The sequence below is a fragment of the Micromonospora sp. DH14 genome, assembly GCF_029809455.1.
Classification (GTDB): Bacteria; Actinomycetota; Actinomycetes; order Mycobacteriales; family Micromonosporaceae; genus Micromonospora; species Micromonospora parva.
Genome location: NZ_JARVKT010000008.1, coordinates 185587 through 204325, shown reverse-complemented (window position 1 = coordinate 204325; position 18739 = coordinate 185587). Strand labels below are relative to the sequence as shown.

The 18739-nt window shown below is 72.8% G+C and carries 17 protein-coding genes and 1 riboswitch; of the genes, 4 read left to right on the top strand and 13 right to left on the bottom strand.

Translation table 11 applies throughout. From position 1 onward, the window contains the following. Positions 1-12: 12 nt before the first annotated feature. The 8 genes from QCZ28_RS13710 to QCZ28_RS13675 all read right to left on the bottom strand — a co-directional run bounded on the left by QCZ28_RS13710 (position 13) and on the right by QCZ28_RS13675 (position 8154). A complete protein-coding gene (locus QCZ28_RS13710; RefSeq protein WP_279517001.1) occupies positions 13-798 on the bottom strand; it encodes a hypothetical protein in 786 nt (261 codons plus the stop codon). A 22-nt stretch (positions 799-820) separates the two neighbouring features. After that, a complete protein-coding gene (locus QCZ28_RS13705; RefSeq protein WP_124777699.1) occupies positions 821-1693 on the bottom strand; it encodes a PspA/IM30 family protein in 873 nt (290 codons plus the stop codon). A 196-nt stretch (positions 1694-1889) separates the two neighbouring features. After that, complete coding sequence (locus QCZ28_RS13700; RefSeq protein ID WP_279517000.1) at positions 1890-2324, bottom strand: helix-turn-helix transcriptional regulator; 435 nt, start codon at positions 2322-2324, stop codon at positions 1890-1892. Between the two features lie 267 nt (positions 2325-2591). Next, positions 2592-3101 carry a CinA family protein gene (locus QCZ28_RS13695; protein ID WP_279517047.1) on the bottom strand — a complete coding sequence of 170 codons (510 nt, stop codon included), beginning with the start codon at positions 3099-3101 and terminating at the stop codon, positions 2592-2594. A gap of 204 nt (positions 3102-3305) precedes the next feature. After that, a complete protein-coding gene (pgsA, locus tag QCZ28_RS13690) occupies positions 3306-3896 on the bottom strand; it encodes a CDP-diacylglycerol--glycerol-3-phosphate 3-phosphatidyltransferase (protein WP_279516999.1) in 591 nt (196 codons plus the stop codon). 77 nt (positions 3897-3973) lie between these two features. Then, complete coding sequence (gene rimO, locus QCZ28_RS13685) at positions 3974-5482, bottom strand: 30S ribosomal protein S12 methylthiotransferase RimO (RefSeq protein WP_279516998.1); 1509 nt, start codon at positions 5480-5482, stop codon at positions 3974-3976. Positions 5483-5581: 99 nt separating this feature from the next. Beyond that, positions 5582-7018 (bottom strand): DUF2207 domain-containing protein, encoded by a 1437-nt coding sequence (locus tag QCZ28_RS13680; RefSeq protein ID WP_279516997.1) that lies wholly within the window; start codon positions 7016-7018, stop codon positions 5582-5584. A 212-nt stretch (positions 7019-7230) separates the two neighbouring features. Further along, positions 7231-8154 (bottom strand): ornithine cyclodeaminase family protein, encoded by a 924-nt coding sequence (locus tag QCZ28_RS13675; RefSeq protein WP_279516996.1) that lies wholly within the window; start codon positions 8152-8154, stop codon positions 7231-7233. Between the two features lie 92 nt (positions 8155-8246). Beyond that, positions 8247-8317: riboswitch (guanidine-III (ykkC-III) riboswitch) on the top strand. A 61-nt stretch (positions 8318-8378) separates the two neighbouring features. On the opposite strand from QCZ28_RS13675, the gene QCZ28_RS13670 reads away from it, so the two are divergent. Continuing rightward, the gene (locus QCZ28_RS13670; protein WP_112586602.1) at positions 8379-8693 is read left to right on the top strand and encodes an SMR family transporter; all 315 of its coding nucleotides are present in this window, start codon (positions 8379-8381) and stop codon (positions 8691-8693) included. Positions 8694-8775: 82 nt separating this feature from the next. Continuing rightward, positions 8776-9021, top strand: a complete 246-nt coding sequence (locus QCZ28_RS13665; RefSeq protein ID WP_279516995.1) for a hypothetical protein — start codon at positions 8776-8778, stop codon at positions 9019-9021. 66 nt (positions 9022-9087) lie between these two features. Here QCZ28_RS13665 and QCZ28_RS13660 read toward each other — a convergent pair whose 3' ends face one another. After that, the gene (locus QCZ28_RS13660) at positions 9088-11544 is read right to left on the bottom strand and encodes a DNA translocase FtsK (RefSeq protein ID WP_279516994.1); all 2457 of its coding nucleotides are present in this window, start codon (positions 11542-11544) and stop codon (positions 9088-9090) included. 113 nt (positions 11545-11657) lie between these two features. On the opposite strand from QCZ28_RS13660, the gene QCZ28_RS13655 reads away from it, so the two are divergent. Next, positions 11658-12137 carry a YbjN domain-containing protein gene (locus QCZ28_RS13655; RefSeq protein ID WP_279516993.1) on the top strand — a complete coding sequence of 160 codons (480 nt, stop codon included), beginning with the start codon at positions 11658-11660 and terminating at the stop codon, positions 12135-12137. A gap of 86 nt (positions 12138-12223) precedes the next feature. Then, positions 12224-13792: a YbjN domain-containing protein gene (locus tag QCZ28_RS13650; RefSeq protein ID WP_279517046.1), complete on the top strand. Its 1569-nt coding sequence runs from the start codon at positions 12224-12226 to the stop codon at positions 13790-13792. A gap of 64 nt (positions 13793-13856) precedes the next feature. On the opposite strand, the gene QCZ28_RS13645 is transcribed toward QCZ28_RS13650, so the two are convergent. The 4 genes from QCZ28_RS13645 to QCZ28_RS13630 all read right to left on the bottom strand — a co-directional run bounded on the left by QCZ28_RS13645 (position 13857) and on the right by QCZ28_RS13630 (position 18700). Beyond that, positions 13857-15545 carry a ribonuclease J gene (locus QCZ28_RS13645; protein ID WP_030336843.1) on the bottom strand — a complete coding sequence of 563 codons (1689 nt, stop codon included), beginning with the start codon at positions 15543-15545 and terminating at the stop codon, positions 13857-13859. Between the two features lie 52 nt (positions 15546-15597). Further along, the gene (dapA, locus tag QCZ28_RS13640; protein ID WP_279516992.1) at positions 15598-16524 is read right to left on the bottom strand and encodes a 4-hydroxy-tetrahydrodipicolinate synthase; all 927 of its coding nucleotides are present in this window, start codon (positions 16522-16524) and stop codon (positions 15598-15600) included. Positions 16525-16571: 47 nt separating this feature from the next. After that, positions 16572-17312, bottom strand: a complete 741-nt coding sequence (gene thyX, locus QCZ28_RS13635) for an FAD-dependent thymidylate synthase (RefSeq protein WP_279517045.1) — start codon at positions 17310-17312, stop codon at positions 16572-16574. 788 nt (positions 17313-18100) lie between these two features. After that, complete coding sequence (locus QCZ28_RS13630; protein ID WP_279517044.1) at positions 18101-18700, bottom strand: DUF2752 domain-containing protein; 600 nt, start codon at positions 18698-18700, stop codon at positions 18101-18103. Positions 18701-18739 lie beyond the last annotated feature (39 nt).

Here is an 18739-nt window from a genome sequence, read left to right as displayed (position 1 = left end):
GGGAGTGTGCGCTCAGCGCGTCGGTGCGCGCAGCGGGGTGCCGACGGCCCGCAGCTCGGCGAGGGCCCCGGCGACCCCGTGCAGCAGGTCGGTCGCCTCGGTGAGCCGGTCGGCGGCCGGGTGGGCGCTCTCCGGTCGGGCGTCCTCGGCCAGATAGCCGGCGGCGGCGACCACCAGCCGTTCGTACGCCGCCACCCCGGCCTTTAGTTGCGCGGTCAGCGCGGCGTGCGCCTCGGCCAGCGGCGGCCGGGCGTCGGCCGGGGCCAGCCGCAGCGCGCGTTCGACACTGGCCACCCGGGTGGCCAGGTCGCGCAGCGAGCGGTCGGCGGCGGCGGCCTCCAGCACCGCCGGCTCGGCCAGCCCGGTGAGCCGGGGGGCCATCCCGGCCAGGGTGAGCGCCGCCCGGTCCAGGCGGACCCACTGCTCCCCGGCGCTGGTGCCGCGCAGTGCGATCCGGGAACGGACCCGGCGCACCTCGGCCAGCACGCCCGGGCCGACCGGCAGCCGTTCGACGGCGGCGACCAGCCGGGCCCGCGAGCGGGCCGCCGCCTCGGCCGGGTCGAGCGCCGGGGGTGCCGGCTGGGCGGCCAGGGCGCGCACGTCGATCCACCGCCAGGCGGCGAGCGCCACCGCACTGCCCGCGGCACCGGCCCAGGCCGCGTCGGGCAGACCAAGACCGGCGTACGGGGTCAGCACCGCCGCCGCGCCGCCGAGCCCACCGGCCAGCACGCTCCACCGTCGGGCCGACCGGCGAAGCCGACCCAGCCTCCGGAAGTACCGGGTCCGCTCGTCTGCCACAGTGCCTCCTCGGTCCGGTCGTTCAGCCGGCGGCGGTGGGGTCGCCGGTGCCGCGTTCGCGGGCCATGCTGGCGCGCAGTTCGTCCAGTCGGGCGGCGGCGGTCGGGTCGTTGGCCGGGCCGGTCTTCTCGGCCTGCGGTACGGCCGGTCGCTGGGTCGCGCCGCCGAGCTGCTCCCCCGCCATGCTGGACCGGATCTGCTCCAGCCGGGCCGAGCCGGCCGAGTCGATGGTGGCCTTCTGAATCTCCAACATACGGCCCTCGACGGAGTTGCCGGCCAGTTCGGCGCGGCCCATCGCGTTGGCGTACCGCCGCTCGATGCGGTCGCGCACCTCGTCCAGGGACGGGGTGGTGCCCGGCGCGGTCAGCGACGACATCGATTCCAGCGAGCGGGCCACCGTCTCCTGCATCTTGGCCTGCTCCAGCTGGCTGAGCAGCTTGGTGCGCTCGGCGAGCTTCTGCTGGAGGATCATCGAGTTGTTCTCGACCGCCCGGCGGGCCTGCGCGGCGGCGCCCAGCGCCTGGTCATGCAGGGTCTTCAGGTCCTCGGTGGCCTGCTCGGCGGAGACGAGCTGGCTGGCCAGCGTCTGCGCGGACTGCTCGAAGCGCACCGCCTCGGCCTCGTCGCCCTTGGCCCGGGCCTGGTCGGACAGCACCAGTGCCTGCCGGGCGTTGCCCTGCAACCGCTCGACCTCGGACATCTGCCGGGACAGCTTCATCTCCAGCTGCCGCTGGTTGCCGATCACCGCGGCGGCCTGCTGGACCAGTGCCTGGTGCTGCCGCTGGGCATCCTCGATGGCCTGCTGGATCTGCACCTTGGGATCGGCGTGCTCGTCGATCTTCGCACCGAAGAGCGCCATCAGGTAGTTCCAACCCTTGACGAACGGGTTCGCCATCTCCGTGGTATCCCCTCAGTAGCGTCGCTCCACCACGGCCGGGCCGGCTGAACCGACCGACCGTCACCGGCCGGCCTCCATCGTCCCAGCAGAACGCCAACGAGGCATCCGTACCGGGCGGTCGACAGCACCGGCGGCTCCTGCGAGCAACCCTACGCGGCCGGGGCCACCCCGCCCACGGTCAGCCGGATCGGGGTCAGGCGGCGCAGACCACGTCCCGGTCGCGCTCGGTCGGGCGGACCCGGGTGCTGCGCAGGGTGGCCTTGAGCGGCGAGTCCTGGCGGACCGAGACGGCGACCTTGCCGTCGGAGGTGACCCGACGGACGCCCCGGTTGGTGCTCTTGGGCGCGGCGTCGGCCGGCTCGTCCGGCATCGAGACGAGCACATCGGGCATCTGCTCGGCGAGCGCCACGGTGTCGCTCACCTCACGCAGCAGCTCGGACAGGCGGGCACCGAGGGCGTCACAGATCGCGGCGAGCAGCTCGCTGGACGGCTCCTTGTGCCCCCGTTCGATCTCGGAGAGGTAGCCGAGGCTGACGTTGGCGGCGGTGGAGACCTCACGCAGCGTGCGCTGCTGGCCCTGCCGGCGCGCTCGCAGTGCGTCACCGATCACCCGGCGTAGCAGGATCATCGCACCTCCCCCAGAGGGATTCCTCGCGCCCGGCGCTGGGCAGCCGGTCGCGGCGGACCACGCCGGCCCCGAACGTCGGAGCCTTCCCGCAACCGTACCCGTTGCGGGCCCGGGCGACATCCCGCCCCGCCCGTCGGTTCGCCGGGGCGGGCCTGCCGGGGCGGTCCGAGCCCACCCCGGGCGGCATTCACCGTGTCACGGCGAATTTCACCGTGCCGCAGCGAATTTCACCGTGCCGCAGCGAATTTCACCGTGCCGCAGCGAATTTCACCGTGTCGCGGCGGCCAGCCGCTCGGTGAGCAGCCGCAGCGCCTCGACCACCGCCGCCGCCCGGACGTGGTCGCGCCCGCCGTCCAGGTCGAGCTGGCGGACCTCACCGCCGTTCGGGCCGGCGACCGCCACGTAGACCAGGCCCACCGGCTTGCCGTCCTGCGGTTCGGGACCGGCGACCCCGGTGGTGGCCAGTCCCCAGTCCGCACCGCACCGCTGTCGGCCGCCCTCGGCGAGCGCCGCCGCCACCTCCGGGTCCACCGGCCCCCGCTCGGCGAGCAGGTCGGCGGGGACGCCAGCCAGCGTCGCCTTCAACTCGGTGGCGTAGACCACGAGGCCACCCTGGTAGACCCCGCTGACCCCGGCGATGTTCACGATCGAGGCGGCCAGCGATCCGCCGGTGAGGGATTCGACGGTGGCGAGCGTCTCGTGCCGCTCGGACAACCGGTGCACCACGGCGGCCGCCGCGCTGCCGACCTCGGCACCGTCCACCTCAGGGCCGTCCACCTCGGCACCGTCCACCTCGGCACCACTCACCCCAGCGCTGTCCACCGCCACCCCGCCTTCACCCCTCGCCGCATCCCCAGTCCTTCCCCACCCACCGATCCCCAACCCCAACCCAATCGCGTCGATCATGAAGTTATTGCCATGACACGCCGAGGCGGCGGGCAATAACTTCATGATCAACGGGGGGTCGGGGCGGGGTGGGGGCTAGTGGGGGCGGCGCAGGCGGAGGGCTTGGGCTATGTAGTCGAAGCCGGTGGCCACCGTGACCAGGACGGCGGCGGCCATGATCCACGGCCCGACGGTGGCGAGCGCGGCCGGCATCGGCCACAGGTACCAGGCGATGGCCAGGATCTGGAGCGCCGTCTTGACCTTGCCGCCTCGGCTGGCGGCGATCACACCGTGGCGGATCACCCAGAACCGCAACCCGGTGATGCCCAGCTCGCGGACGAGGATCAGCGCGGTCACCCACCAGGGCAGCTGGTCGTACCAGGAGAGCAGCACCAGCGCGGCACCGGTGAGCGCCTTGTCGGCGATCGGGTCGGCCACCTTGCCGACCGAGGTGACCAGCCCGAAGCGGCGGGCGATCCAGCCGTCCACGAGGTCGGTCGCCGAGGCCACGGCGAAGATCAGGCAGGCCGCCATCCGCCACCCGGCGTGGGTCATCCCGGACATGATCACCGAGGCGGCGAAGACCGGCACCAGCACCAGCCGCAGGGCGGTCAGCGCGTTGGCGGCGTTGACGACGGGGACCACGGCCACCACCCGGCCGGGCGTCGACTCCGTCGCCCCGGTCACCGCCGCACTCCGCTCGGGCCGCCGTGGCGTTCCCGGCACCGCACCACCTGCGTCCCCCGCTCCGCTCGGGCCCGCCGTCACCGTGCCGCGCCGGGCGCCGCCGAGATCATCTCATCCGGCACGGCGAGCAGGTCCACCCCTTCGGTGCCGGTCACTGTCGCGCGTACCAGATCGCCCGGGCGCAGCGCGGCCAGGTCGACCCCGCCCTCGGCCGGTGCGACCAGGGTGGTGGAGCCGTCGACCTCCGGCGCCTGGTGGGCCGCCCGGCCCTCCACCACGCCGTCCTCGATCGAGTCGACAAGCACCTCGACGGTCGAGCCGAGCCGGTCCTCGGCCCGCTGCGAGCAGAGCTCGTCGGCGAGGGCACTGAGCCGGTCGTAGCGCCGCTTGATCGTCGCGGCGGAGACCTTGCCGGGCAGGCCGGCGGCCTCGGTGCCGTCCTCGTCGCTGTAGTCGAACATGCCGATCGCGTCGAGCCGGGCCTCGGTCAGGAACCGGACCAGCTCGTCGACGTCGGCGCGGGTCTCGCCGGGGAAACCGACGATGAAGTTGCTCCGGGCGCCCGCTTCCGGGGCCAGGGCGCGCGCACCGGCCAACAGCTCCAGGAACCGGTCGGTGGAGCCGAAACGCCGCATCCGGCGCAGCACCGGCTCGCTGGAGTGCTGGAACGACAGGTCGAAGTACGGTGCCACACCCGGGGTCGTGGCGATCGCCTCGACCAGCCCCGGCCGGGTCTCGGCCGGCTGGAGGTAGCTGGCCCGCACCCGGACGATGCCGCTCACCGCGGCGAGCTGCGGCAGCAGCTTCTCCAGGGCGCGCGGGTCACCCAGGTCCTTGCCGTACGAGGTGGAGTTCTCGCTGACCAGCACCAGCTCCCGTACCCCGGACTTGGCCAGCCACTCCGCCTCGGCGAGCAGCTCGTCCGGCGTACGCGAGACGAACGCCCCCCGGAAGGCCGGGATGGCGCAGAACGCGCAGCGGCGGTCGCAGCCGCTGGCCAGCTTCAGCGAGGCCACCGGGCCGGTGTCGAGCCGTCGGCGCAGCACCTGGCGCAGGTGCGCCGGCGTGTGCTCGTCGGTGTCGGTGGGGGTGCGGGTCACGGTGCCGTGGCCGGGCAGCGACACCCCGCTGTCGCGGCGGCGCACCGGGGTCAGCGGCAGCAGCTCCCGCCGGTCGCGCGGGGTGTGCGCGCTGATCTGCTCGCCGGCGACGACGGCGTTGAGCCGGGCGGCGATGTCCGGGTAGTCGTCGAAGCTCAGCACCGCCTGCGCCTCGGGCAGGCTGTCGGCCAGCTCCCGGCCGTACCGCTCGGCCATGCAGCCCGCGGCGACCACCTTGGCGCCCGTCCCGGCGGCGGCGAGCAGGGTCTGGATGGAGTCCTGCTTGGCCTTCTCCACGAAACCGCAGGTGTTGACGACCACCACGTCGGCGCCCTCGCCGTCGGTGCTCACCTGCCAGCCGTCGGCGTGCAGGCGGGCGGCCAGCTCCTCCGAGTCGACCTCGTTGCGGGCACAGCCCAGGGTCAGCAGGGCGACGCGACGGCCCTCGGCGTGCTCAGCGGGCGAAGGAGAGGTGGCAGACACCATCCGAGGGTACCGGGCCGGTCCGGTGAGCCCACGCACGCGGGCGGCCGGACCAGCGGCGGCACGGGAGCACCCCCGGTTCGGGCCCGGGTGTCGGCTTCGTCACCCCGGCCGGTCCGCCGACCCCTCGTGCCCGAAGCGGGGCTCGGACGCGGCGTGTTCGGCGGGGTCCGGAGTGGCGCGGTGGACGCTCACCCCGAGCACCCGCCGGGTCCACGGCCGGACCTGGGCGGTGACCACGTCACCGAGGCGGCACTCCCCCGCGATCTGCTCCGGGATGACCCACGCGCGGAGCTGGTTGGCGTGACCGTCGTCGATGACCAGGTAGCGGTTGACGATCCGGCCCGGACCGTCGTCCGACGTCTGCCGCTGCCACACCTCGTGCCAGAGCACCTCGCCGGTGACGGTGATCGGGGCGGCCAGGTCGACCGCCGCACGGAGCAGGAGATACCCGGCGAGGACGAGCAGCGCGAGGCCGACCAGGACCACTCCGAGTGCGACCGGGCCGAGGTCGTCGAACCAGGGGATCGGCGATCCCCCGATCACCCGGGTGAACGTCCCTCCCAGCAGGCCGGCGATGAGCGCCCGGAAGACGATCCAGCCCAGCGGCTGGCCGTACCGGGGGAACCCGCGCGGATAGCTGACATCCACCTGACGCCACCGGCCCCCGTACGACGACCAGAGTCGTCGGCGGTCGGCCATGCCGAGGTCGACCACCTCGGCGGCCCCCCGGGAAACGCCGAGCGCGACCCCGTACGGCAGATGGCGGTTGCCGAGCGTGACGGCGACGGGTGGCAGGTCGGCGAAACCCTCCTGCCCGCCCAGCCAGTCGCGCACCCCGAGCCAGCGGGCGGCGGCGGCCCGGCCGGCGGGCGTGTCCCGTTCCCCCAGGTCCCTACGGGCAAGGCTGACGAGCACCGCCAGGGTGACGAGGAACGCGGCGGCACTGCCGAAGACGTCCTGCCCGACGCGGGTCACGTAGTGCCAGCTCCCGACCCCGACCACGGCCGCGACGACCGCGCCGAGCACGGTGAACAGATGGACAAGCCCTCGGGAGGACCGGGGGCGGGAGAGCCCACGCCGCCGGGCGTCGGCGACGACCGCCCGGCGCAGCCGTTTGGACCAGGCCGCAGACTGCTTCTCGTCGGAGAAGGCCAGCGCGGTGAGTGGCACCACCCCGTCGACCGCCCGGGCGGTCACCCGGTCGAAGACCTGCCGCTCGTACGGGTTGAGGTCGTCGGCGGCGAGGCCGGTCAGGTGCACCGTGGTCCGGCGGGGATCCGGTTCGGTCTGACGCAGGTCCAGGTAGCGGCGCGCGGCCAGGTCGAGCAGCGTGGACTCGGCGGCGCCCACAGTGTGCCGCCAACGGTTGGCGAGCAGGCTGACCACGGCCGGCGGCTCGGCGCCGGAAAGGTCCAGCGGGGCCGGGGCCGGGGCGGAGGGTCGGGTGGCCAGCCGGGTCATTCCGTAGACCACGGCCCAGAGGGCGAGACTCGCGAGCGGCAGGGCGATCTCGACGACCCGATGGGAGACGTTCATCGCGGCGAAAGGCTAGGACCGGAGTAGCCGGTGGTCGCCGCGACCCGGAGTACCGACAGGACAGTCACCAGTCCGAGGACCATGGCACCTCACGCTCGGGTTGCTCCGCCGGCGGTCGCGCGGCCACCCTCATCATGATCGGTTCGCGCCACCGGCGACCCGTCCGGTCGCGCAGGCGGCGGTCCGCTGTTCGGTCAGCCCCGTGTGCCGGGTCAGCGGGCCGGGGCGGCCACCCGGGTCAGCGCGTCGAGCAGGAACACCTCGGTGCCGGCCAGGCCGGTGCAGCAGAAGACCGAGACCTGGTCCGCGCTGGTCCGGCCGGGGACCGCGCCGGCCAGGATGCCGCCTAGGTCACGCAACCGCCCGAGGTACGGGGGTGTGGCGGCGAGCATCGGCGGCTGGTAGTCGACCGCCTGGACCGGCGAATCGGTGACCAGGAGATCGGCGGTGTCCAGCAGGTCGGTGCCGAACTCGCTGCGGTCGCGTTGCTTGAAGCCGACCGCGTTGACGTGGGTGCCGGGGCTGAGGTCGGCGGCGCGCAGCACCGGGGTCGGGCTGGTGGTCGCCAGCACCACCAGGTCCCGCCCGGTGACGGCCGAGCCCGGGTCGGCCACCGCTCGGGCCGGCACGCCCAGTTCGGCACGGACCCGGGTGGCGAAGGTCTCCCGGCGAGCGGCGGACCGACTGTGCACCACCACCTCGCGTAGCGGGCGGACCGCGGCGGCGGCCCAGACCTGGGTCCACGCCTGCCGGCCGGAGCCGATCACACCGAGGGTGGCGGCGTCGGGCCGGGCCAGCGCGTCGACAGCGGCACCACCCAACCCGCCGGTACGACGGGAGCCCAGCTCCTCGCCGACCGCCACCGCCCGGACCGCCCCGGTCCGGGCGTCGTGCAGCACCACCAACTGCTCGCCCTGCGGGTGACCGAAGGTGTCGTACGACCGGAAGCCGTACCATTCGCCGACCAGGTGCCCGGCGGTGAGCACCATCCGCCCGCCGTCCAGCGGTGCGGCGGCCCGGGGCGGTGCGATCAGGCGTCCCTCGTACGCGGCCAGGAGCGCGGCGCGCATGGCGTCGACCGTGGTGGCGGCGTCCAGCGTGGCGGCGACCTCGGGGTCGGCGTAGAGCAGGGTCATGCTGGCGATAGTGCATGTTGAAGTCAGGTAGAGGTCAACGGAGCGTGGCGGTGGTCACCGCCACCGCGCCGGGGGCGGTGCTAGCGTCGGACCCGGTGGCCGGATGCTCGTGGTCACTCCGGACGAGTGGTGGGCGTACCCGGTCAGGCCAAGACGCCCCGCGTGACGTGCAGACTCGACTCGTCCCGGTGCGGCAGCCCCGGGCGCTTCCGGTGAGGTGAACGATGGCCTGGCTCGTGCTGGTGATCTCAGGACTGCTGGAGACGGCCTGGGCGATCGCCCTGGACCGCAGCGCCGGTTTCAGCCGGCTGGTCCCGTCCGTGGTGTTCGTGGTGACACTCCTGCTGAGCATGGCCGGGCTGTCGTACGCGCTGCGGGACATTCCCGTCGGCACCGGCTACGCGGTCTGGGTCGGCATCGGCGCGGTCGGCACCGCACTGGTCGGGATGCTGGCGCTCGGCGAGTCGGCGAGCCTGCCCCGGATCCTCTGCCTGCTGCTGGTGGTGGCGGGCGTGATCGGGTTGAAGATCTTCCACTGAGGTGTCCCGGCGACAGGCGTGACCGGCCCCACCAGTGGGTAGTGATCGATCTGTCACGACAGGCTCTCACCCGGAGGAAGACATGACCGACATGCCGAGCACCGCCCGTCCCCGCAGCAACGCCGCCCGCATCGTCACCATCGTGGGTTTCGTCTTCGCGGTCCTGGCCCTGCTGCTCAACCCGATCATCTTTGGCGTACTCGGCGTGATCGCGGGCGTCGTCGGCGCCGTGCTGGGCGACAAGCCGCTGGGTTGGTACGCCGCCGTGGCGAGCGTCGTCGCCGCGATCATCAGCCTGGTGATCATCGGCGCGTTGATCAACAACTGACCTCTTCCCCGTCACGGGCCCGCCGGATACCGGCGGGCCCGTCGTGCGTCCGGGGTCGGCTGTCGGTCAGTCCACGTCGCCGCGCAGGCCGACCAGGACCTCGTCCAACTCGTCCGGCTTGACCAGCACGTCGCGCGCCTTCGACCCCTCGGACGGCCCGACCACCCCCCGGGTCTCCATCAGGTCCATCAGGCGGCCCGCCTTGGCGAAACCCACCCGCAACTTGCGCTGGAGCATCGAGGTCGAGCCGAACTGCGAGGTGACCACCAACTCCACCGCCTGGACCAACAGGTCGAGGTCGTCGCCGATGTCCTCGTCGATCTTCTTCTTGCTCTCCTGCGCCGGGGCCAGCACGTCCGGCCGGAACTCCGGCTCCCGCTGGTCCTTGCAGAACTTCACCACGTCGGCGATCTCGCGCTCGGTGACCCAGGCGCCCTGGATGCGGACCGGCTTGGAGGCGCCCATCGGCAGGAAGAGGCCGTCACCACGACCGAGCAGCTTCTCCGCACCCGGCTGGTCCAGGATGACCCGGGAATCCGCCAGGGAGGAGGTGGCGAACGCCAGCCGGGACGGCACGTTCGCCTTGATCAGACCGGTCACCACGTCCACCGAGGGGCGCTGGGTGGCCAGCACCAGGTGGATGCCGGCGGCACGGGCCAACTGGGTGATCCGGACGACCGAGTCCTCCACGTCGCGCGGCGCGACCATCATCAGGTCGGCCAGCTCGTCCACGATCACCAACAGGTACGGGTACGGCCGCATCTCCCGCTCGCTGCCCGGCGGGGCCTTGATCTCGCCGTTGCGGACCTTGCGGTTGAAGTCGTCGATGTGCCGGACCCCGTTGGCGGCGAGGTCGTCGTAGCGCATGTCCATCTCGCGGACCACCCAGTCCAGCGAGTCGGCCGCCTTCTTCGCGTTGGTCACGATGGGGGTGACCAGGTGCGGGATGCCCTCGTAGCCGGTCATCTCGACCCGCTTCGGGTCGATCAGCAACAGCCGGACCTCGTCCGGCGTGGCCCGGGTGAGGATGGAGACCAGCAGGGTGTTGAGGCAGCTCGACTTGCCCGCGCCGGTCGCGCCGGCGATCAGGATGTGCGGCATCTTGGCGAGGTTGGCCACCACGTAACCGCCCTCGATGTCCTTACCGAGCGCCACCACCATCGGGTGGTGATCGCTGGTCGCCGCCCGCGAGCGCAGCACGTCACCGAGGGCGACGTTTTCCGGGTCGGTGTTCGGGATCTCCACACCGACGGCGCTCTTGCCCGGGATCGGGCTGAGGATCCGGACATCCGGCGACTTCACCGCGTACGCGATGTTGCGGGACAGCTGGGTGATCCGCTCGACCTTGACGCCGTGGCCCAGCTCCACCTCGTAACGGGTGACGGTCGGGCCACGGGTGAAGCCGGTGACCGCGGCGTCCACATCGAACTGGTCGAACACGCCGGTCAGCGCGGCGATCACCTCGTCGTTGGCCTTGCTGCGGGTCTTCGCGGCGGCCCCGGCGCTGAGCATGTTGGCCGGCGGCAGGGTGTAGTCCCCGGCCAGCCCGGTCAACGCGAGCTGCTCGGCCCGGGTCGGAGCCGGGGAGTGCTCCGGCGGCTCGACCGGCGGCTTGCGGCTCGCCGGCACCTTCGCCGGTGACTTGCGCGGCAGGACCATGGTCTCCTGGCGGTCAGCGCCGTCCAGGTCCTCGAAGTCGTCCGGGTCCAGCGGCGGGGGCATCCGCTTGGCCGGTCGCTTACGCGCCGGCTTCGCGACCGGCTCGTCGACCTCCTCGTCGGTCTCCGGCGCGCCCACCAGCCCGCCGGCGAGCAGGCCCAGCCGCTCGGGAATCTTGTTGATCGGCGTCGCGGTCACCACGAGCAGGCCGAAGAGCAGCAACAGGACGAGCAGCGGCACCGCCACCCAGGCGGTCACCGCCCGCTCCAACAGCCCACCGACGCCCGCGCCGATCAGACCGCCGGCGAAGTCACGCTCCAGCGTGTCCACCGGGTCCTGGCCGATCTGGAGCAACGCGGCCGTCGACACCAGCAGCGAACCCCAACCGATCAACCCGCGGCCCCGGTGCTCCGGGTCCGCCGGCTGACGCATCAGCCGCCACGCCCCGATCATCAACAGCACCGGTACGACCACCGAGATCGCGCCCAGGAACAGCCGGATCGTGTCGGCGAGTCGCGCGCCCACCGGCCCCGCTCCGGACAGCCAGAGCGCCACGGCGGAGAGCAGGGCGAGCCCGAACATGAGCAGCCCGGCGCCGTCCCGGCGGTGCTCCGGGTCGAGGTCACGGGCCGAGGCAGCCTGCCGCCCGGCGGCGCGCACGGCCCAGCCCATCCCGTGCGCCAGCCCCATCCACAGTGCACCGATCGCGCGGCCGACGTAGACCGCCGGGCCGGGTCGGGGCGGCGTGGTGCGCCGTCGGACCGGCGCCCGGGTCTTCTTCGCCGGTTGACGGGCACGACTGTTGGTGCCACCGCGCGGCGACGCGCCGCGCCGCCGGCTCGCCTGAGAGGTACGGCCCGCCATAGAGTCACGGTAACGGTGGTGCCGGGCAGATCCCCGCTTTTCCGGGTCGTGTCCGCGCGTCGTAACACGAACCCCACCGCCGGTCGTGATATCCGCCTCAGAAGGGATGCCCCATGGCGTCGCCGGAACTCGCGGGCGATCCGGACGATCCGCTGGCCGGCCACCCTGGCGCACTGCGTCCGCTGACCGGTGACCTGGTCGCCGCGGTGCTCGCCGCCCGTGGCCGGTCCGTCGGCCCGACACCCGACGGCGACCTGGTGGGCCTCTTCGACGACAACATGATCTGGTTCCTCCGCGTCGGCGGTGACGGGGAGCTGCTCCAGATCCGCACCATGGTCGATCCGACCTTCGGCATCGAACGGGTTCCCGACCTGTACGCGTTCTGCAACTCCTGGAACCACGACCGGCTCTGGCCGAAGGCGTTCGTGCACGTCGACGACGACGGTCGGGCCCGGGTGTACGGCGAGGTGATCACCGACCTGGAACGCGGAGTCACCCCCCACCAGCTCGACCAACTGCTCGACTGTGGCATCTCCACCGGCTGCCAGCTGGCCGTGGCGGTCCGTCGACTGCCCGGTGCGGTGCCGTCGTGACCAGCCGGGACGAGTCCACCGGCAACCGCACCGGCACGCCACCCACCGGTCCCGGTGACCGCCTCGCCCGTGGCCGCGTACCGGCGTTGGAGGCCGCGCTCGCCGACGCCCGGGACCTCCCCGACGGCCCGGCCCGGCAGGCGGCCCTGGAACGGCTCGCCGAACGCGCCGACGCGGCCGGCGACGTCCGGTCCGGGATGGACGCCCGGTTCGCGCTGATCGAGGCGTACCTGCTGCACGGGGAGCGGTGGCGGCTGGTCGAGCCGGTCCGGCGCTGCCGGGCCGCCGCCGACCACCGGCCCGACCTGCTCACCGACGTGGAGAACCCGCTGCTGCTGCGCTACCAGCGGTACGCGGTGGAGGCGCTGCTCGGGACCCCCAGGGTCGGGCTGGACCAGACCCGGTCCCTGCTGCACGACCTGGCCCACCGCGTCGGGGCGGACGGCCCGGACACACCGACCGTCGCGGAGCTGCACTGCCGGATCGCCGATCACCTGGGCGACGAGCCCACCGCCCGGCACTGGTACGAGCGGTGGTCCGGGAAACGGCCCGGCCCGGCCGGCGGCTGCCCGGGCTGCGCCTCGGCCCGGCGGGCCGAGCTGCTGGCCGGTTGGGGCGAATGGAGTGCCGCGCTCACCGAACTCGGCGCATCCGACGGCGATCCGCGATCCTGCACCGACCAACCCGAGCGGGACCTGGTCGCCGGTCTGCTGCCGGCGCTGCGGACCGGCGAGCCGGCGCGGGCGGCGGCGGCACACATGCGGGCCTACCGCCGGCACCGGCACGAGCGGGCGGCGTTCGGGCACCTCGCCGCGCACCTGCGGTTCTGCGCGCTGGGCGGGCACCTGGAACGCGGCCTGGCCATTCTGGCCGAGCAGCTGCCCCGGTTGGACCGGCCGACCGACGATCTGGCCGCCATGGAGTTCGCCTCCGCCGGGGCACTGGTCTGTGCGCTGGCCGTGGAGGCAGGGCTCGGCGGGCGGACGATGCCCCGCCCGGCGTACGGCGAGCGGACCGCCACCGAGTTGGACGTGGCTTCGCTCGGGGCGCTGCTGCTCGGGGTGGCCAGCGAGTTGGCCGGCAGCTTCGACGCGCGCAACGGGACCGGGCACCACTCCGGACGGATGGCCGCCTGGTTGGCCGAGCGCCCCCTCGCGGCGCTGGTGCCGCTACCCACCGACGACGACGGTGCCGGGCTCGACGATCCCGACACCGACCGCCGCGACGTCGAGGCCGAGCCCGGTGAACGCGAGTTGTCCGCGCTCTCCCTCACCATGATCACCGCCGTCCTGGACGGGCGCGGCGACCGGTACACGCTGGACGAGGGCGGGACGGTGGTCGGCCACTGGGACGGTGCGGTGATCCAGTTCCGGCGGGCCGGTGAGCGCGGTGAGGTACTGCACGCACGGGCCATGGCCAACCGTCGGCTGCCGGCGGCCCGCCGCGCCGAGGCGTACGCCTTCTGCAACGCGTGGAACCATGACCGGCTGCTGCCCAAGGCGTACGCGCACGACCTCGGCGACGAGTTGGTGCTTGCCGGCGACCTGGCCACCGACCTGGCGCACGGGGTCGCCCCGGCGCAGCTGCGGGTCCTCATGGACGCCGCCATCGCCACCGGCGTCGCGTACGCCGAGGCGGTCGCCGCGCTGCCCTGACCGCCCCGAACACGGCGAACGCCGGCCCACCCCGCTCGGGTGGACCGGCGTCAGCGGACGTCGCTCAGACCTCGACGACGGTGGGCACGATCATCGGCCGACGACGGTACTTGTCGTTGACCCACCGCCCCACGGTCCGCCGGACGATCTGCTGCAGCTGGTGCGGGTCGGTGATCCCGTCGGCCGCGGCCCGGTTGAGCGCCTCGGTGACCAGCGGCACCACCGGGTTGAACGCCTCCGGGTCCTCGGAGAAGCCCTTCGCGGAGAGCGTCGGGCCGGCGACCACCTTGCCGGTGACCGAGTCGACCACGACGGTGGTGGCGATGAAACCGCCGTCACCGAGGATCCGCCGTTCGGTGAGCAACGACTCGCTGACGTCGCCGACGGCGAGGCCGTCCACGTAGACGTACCGGCTCTTCACGTGCCCGACCAGGCTGGCGCGGCCCTCGACCAGGTCGACCACGTCGCCGTCCTCGCAGAGCACCACCCGGTCGGCGGCGACCCCGGACTCGATGCCGAGCCGGGCGTGGGCGCGCAGGTGCCGCCACTCGCCGTGCACGGGCATCAGGTTGCTGGGCCGGACCACGTTGAGCAGGTAGAGCAGCTCCCCGGCGGGGGCGTGCCCGGAGACGTGCACCTTGGCCACGTCCTTGTGCACGACCACCGCGCCGGCCCGGGCCAGCCGGTTGATCACCCGGTAGACCGAGGTCTCGTTGCCGGGCACCAGTGACGAGGCCAGCACGACCGTGTCACCGGGGGCGATGGTGATGTGCCGGTGGTCGCCGCTGGCCATCCGGCCCAGCGCGCTCATCGGCTCACCCTGCGAACCGGTGGACATCAACACGATCTGCTCCGGCGGCAGCGTGGTCGCCTCCTCGATCCCGATGACCAGGCCGGCCGGGATGTTGAGCAGGCCGAGGTCCCGGGCGATGCCCATGTTGCGGACCATGGACCGGCCGATCAGCGCGACCTTGCGGCCGTGCTCGGCGGCGGAGTCGAAGACCTGCTGCACGCGGTGCACGTGCGAGGCGAACGAGGCCACGATGATCCGGCCCTTGGCCTTCGCGAAGATCGAGTCGAGCACCGGCCCGATCTCCCGCTCCGGGGTGACGAAGCCGGGGATCTCCGCGTTGGTGGAGTCGGACAGCAGCAGGTCGACGCCTTCGGCGCCGAGCCGGGCGAAGCCGGCCAGGTCGGTGATCCGACCGTCCAGGGGGAGCTGGTCCATCTTGAAGTCGCCGGTGTGCAGCACCAGGCCGGCGGGGGTGCGGATGGCCACCGCGAGAGCGTCCGGGATCGAGTGGTTGACAGCGAAGAACTCACACTCGAACGGGCCGAGCCGCTCGCGGCCACCCTCCCGCACGGTCAGCGTGTACGGCTGGATCCGCCGCTCGGCCAACTTCGCCTCGACCAGGGCGAGGGTGAACTGGGAACCGACCAGCGGGATGTCGGGCTTGTGGGCGAGCAGGTACGGCACCGCGCCGATGTGGTCCTCGTGGCCGTGCGTCAGCACGATCGCCTGGACGTCGGCGAGCCGGTCCAGGATCGGGCCGAAGTCGGGCAGGATCAGATCCACACCCGGCTGCTCGACGTCGGGGAACAGCACCCCGCAGTCGACGATCAGCAACTTGCCGTCGTACTCGAAGACGGTCATGTTCCGACCGATGGCGCCGAGCCCGCCGAGCGGAATGATCCGCAGGCCGCCTTCCGGCAACGGCGGGGGTAGTTCCGCCCCGATGTGCGCCTCGGTCACGCGTCCACCTCGTTCTGCGACGCCGTCACTCGGCGTCCATCGTTTCGTTCGTTCATTCGGGCAGCTCCAGGCCCGCTGCCGCGAAGTCCGCGCGCAGCTGGGCGATCTCGTCGTCGGTGGCGTCCACGAGCGGGGGTCGCACCGGGCCGGCCGGCAGGCCCAGCGACGCCAGGCCCGCCTTCACCAGGATCGTGCCCTGGGTACGGAAGATGCCGGTGAACAGCGGCAGCAGCCGCCGGTGCAGGGCCAGCGCGGTCGGCATGTCCCCCGCGTCGTACGCCTCGATCATCTGTGCGGTCAGCGCCCCGCTGAAGTGCGTCGAGGTGCCGACCACGCCCACGCTGCCGACGGCCAGCGCCGGCAGGGTGAGCGCGTCCTCGCCGCTGTAGAAGGCGAGGGTGGTGCGGCTGGTGACCCAGCTGGTCGCGGTCAGGTCGCCCTTGGCGTCCTTGACCGCGACGATCCGGCCGTGTTCGGCGAGCCGGACCAGCGTCTCGGTGTCGATCGGCACGCCGGAGCGGTGCGGAATGTCGTACAGCATCACCGGCAGACCGGTGGCGTCGGCCACCGCGGTGAAGTGGCGCAGCAACCCGCTCTGCGGCGGCTTGTTGTAGTACGGGGTGACCACCAGCAGGCCGTGCGCACCCGCCTTCTCGGCGGCGGCGGCCAGCTCGATGGTGTGTCGGGTGTCGTTGGTGCCGACGCCCGCGACCACCTTGGCGCGGTCACCGACAGCCTCCACCACGGCCCGGATCAGGTGTTCCTTCTCCGCGTCGGTGGTGGTCGGCGACTCACCGGTGGTGCCGTTGACCACCAGCGCGTCGTTGCCCTGCTCGTCGACCAGGTGGCTCGCCAGCCGGGCGGCGCCGTCGAGATCGAGGGAACCGTCGGGGGTGAACGGGGTCACCATGGCTGTCAGCAGCCGGCCGAAAGGGCGGGACGCCGGTCGGGCCGCGGCGTCGAGGTGGTCGTGCGTCATACCCTCCAACCTAGCGGACGACCAGCCGGGCCCTGCCGGGGAAGGGCTCAGGACGCCTCGTGCGGGCTGGCCGCCACCTCGGTGCCGTCCGGCAGCGTGGAGATCACGAAGTCGGCGAACACGTTCGGGGCGACACCCTGCAGCTGGCGCAGGCACTCGACGGCCAGCTCACGGATCTCCACATCGGCATGCTCGGTGGCCCGCATCGCGATGAAGTGCCGCCAGGCCCGGTAGTTGCCGGAGACCACGATCCGGGTCTCGGTGGCGTTGGGCAGCACCGCCCGGGCCGCCTGCCGGGCCTGCTTGCGGCGCAGCGTCGGGTTCGGCTCGTCGGAGAAGCGCTGCTCGAGGCCCTCCAGCAACTCGGTGTACGCCCGAACGCTGGCCTCGGCCGCCTCCACGAACCTCTTGTGCAGCTCGGGGTCGTCGGCGATGACCGCCGGCTCGACCATGGCCGCGTCCCGCTCCGGGACGTACCGCTGGGACAGCTGGGAGTACGAGAAGTGCCGGTGCCGGATCAGCTCGTGGGTGAAGGAGCGGGACACCCCGGTGAAGTAGAAGGTGACCGAGCCGTGCTCCAGCACGCTGAGGTGGCCCACCTCGAGGATGTGCGCCAGGTAGCCGGCGTTGGTGGCGGTCGCCGGGTTCGGCTTCTTCCACGACTGGTAGCAGGCCCGACCGGCGAACTCGGCGAGCGCCTGGCCACCCTCCGCGTCGGTCGACCACGGCACGTCGTCCGGGGCCGCGAATTGGGTCCACGCGATCAACTTGACCTGGGGCTGCACCATGTCCGGCATTCCTGGGACTGTAGTGGTGCGGTGCCGGTCGGCCCAACTCAGGCGCGCCCCGTGCAACGTCGATCACTCAGGCAGTGGCGGCGCCGCCGAAGCCCGAGCCGGGATCCACTGGGCTGGTCCGGCGTCCGGCGTCCGGCGTCCGCGTCCGGCGTCATCGTTGCTGGGCCTCGGGGTCGGGGCGGGCAGTTCCATCGGCGTCCTTTGGAGCTGAATCGTTTGCGACATCAGCGCCGTGGATCGGGCTCTCTCGACCAGGCACGTCTCTCTGCCGAGGACGGGCTCCCAACCTGACGAGCGCGCCCGAACGCCCCGAGCGGCCCGAGCGGCCCGGCAGCCGCTCCACCCACAAGATCACGCAACATCCTGGATGTAGTGGCATCCCCCGCGCCTGACACCACTACATCCAGGATCGAGCACGATCCTGGGGCGAAATGCGTCGGCCGCGGTGCGCCGCGAGCGCGGTTGCCGGCTGCCTACTGGTGATCGACTCGCGTTTCTGTAAGTCGGGGTGTCCGGGCCGGGTGGATGGCCCCGTTTTCTGAATACCGAGTCGATCAAGTGGCGACCGGCGGAGGAGTCCCGTGATGTCGTAAACGGATCAGCTCCAAAGGACGCCGAACAACGCATGCCAGCCCTACATCGCGCTGGAGCATCGGGGCACCAGCGGGCCGGACGGGACGGAGACGACGGAGGGTGTGCGGATGAGTGACGAGGAACCCCGGGACAGCGCGTCGGGCGACGCGCACCTCGGGGCACCAGCGCGTCGGGCGACGGCGCGGTCAGACGTAGAGCGAGGTGAACGGCGCCCAGGGCAGGTTGCGGAGCACAGAAAAGGCCAGCCATGCGGCCAGGAAGCCGCCGATGACCTTCGAGCTGATCCGCAGCTCGGGCATTCGCCACCCGAACGCCTGGCTTCCTGCCCAGGCCACGAAGAGGTACGCCAGGAACGGCAGCGCGAAGACGAACAGGAAGTGGTGTCGGGCGGCGGCCGGAAGGTCGCCGTGCAGCACGTACCAGAGGGCGCGGGTGCCACCACAGCCCGGGCAGTCCAGCCCGGTGGTCAACTTGAGCAGACAGGTGGGCGCGGCGTCCGGGTCGGCGTGGGTCGGGTTGCTGAGCAGCGCGTAGCTCATACCGACGGCGACGCAGCCGACCGCGGCCAGTGGCACCGCCCAACGCGGGGAGCGTTCGTAGAGCCGCAGCACGAACCGGGTGAGCCGGTCCGGCTCGGGTGCCGGGTAACCGCCCGGCGGGGTCGCCGGCCAACCCTCCGAACCCGCCCCCTCGGGACCCGCGCCATGCGGACCAAAGCCTCCGGGAGCCGAGCCTCCGGGACCCGCGCCTCCGGGACCGCCGTCGGCGAGGGCGGCCTGGTGCACCGCACCGGGGGCGGGCTGCGGCTTGTCGACCGGTCCGGG

Coding starts and splice junctions, on each gene's coding strand:
- QCZ28_RS13705 (WP_124777699.1), bottom strand. CDS start 1,693: ATGGCGAACCCGTTCGTCAAGGGTTGGAACTACCTGATGGCGCTCTTC.
- QCZ28_RS13700 (WP_279517000.1), bottom strand. CDS start 2,324: ATGATCCTGCTACGCCGGGTGATCGGTGACGCACTGCGAGCGCGCCGG.
- rimO (WP_279516998.1), bottom strand. CDS start 5,482: ATGGTGTCTGCCACCTCTCCTTCGCCCGCTGAGCACGCCGAGGGCCGT.
- QCZ28_RS13680 (WP_279516997.1), bottom strand. CDS start 7,018: ATGAACGTCTCCCATCGGGTCGTCGAGATCGCCCTGCCGCTCGCGAGT.
- QCZ28_RS13675 (WP_279516996.1), bottom strand. CDS start 8,154: ATGACCCTGCTCTACGCCGACCCCGAGGTCGCCGCCACGCTGGACGCC.
- QCZ28_RS13670 (WP_112586602.1), top strand. CDS start 8,379: ATGGCCTGGCTCGTGCTGGTGATCTCAGGACTGCTGGAGACGGCCTGG.
- QCZ28_RS13665 (WP_279516995.1), top strand. CDS start 8,776: ATGACCGACATGCCGAGCACCGCCCGTCCCCGCAGCAACGCCGCCCGC.
- QCZ28_RS13660 (WP_279516994.1), bottom strand. CDS start 11,544: ATGGCGGGCCGTACCTCTCAGGCGAGCCGGCGGCGCGGCGCGTCGCCG.
- QCZ28_RS13655 (WP_279516993.1), top strand. CDS start 11,658: ATGGCGTCGCCGGAACTCGCGGGCGATCCGGACGATCCGCTGGCCGGC.
- dapA (WP_279516992.1), bottom strand. CDS start 16,524: ATGACGCACGACCACCTCGACGCCGCGGCCCGACCGGCGTCCCGCCCT.
- thyX (WP_279517045.1), bottom strand. CDS start 17,312: ATGGTGCAGCCCCAGGTCAAGTTGATCGCGTGGACCCAATTCGCGGCC.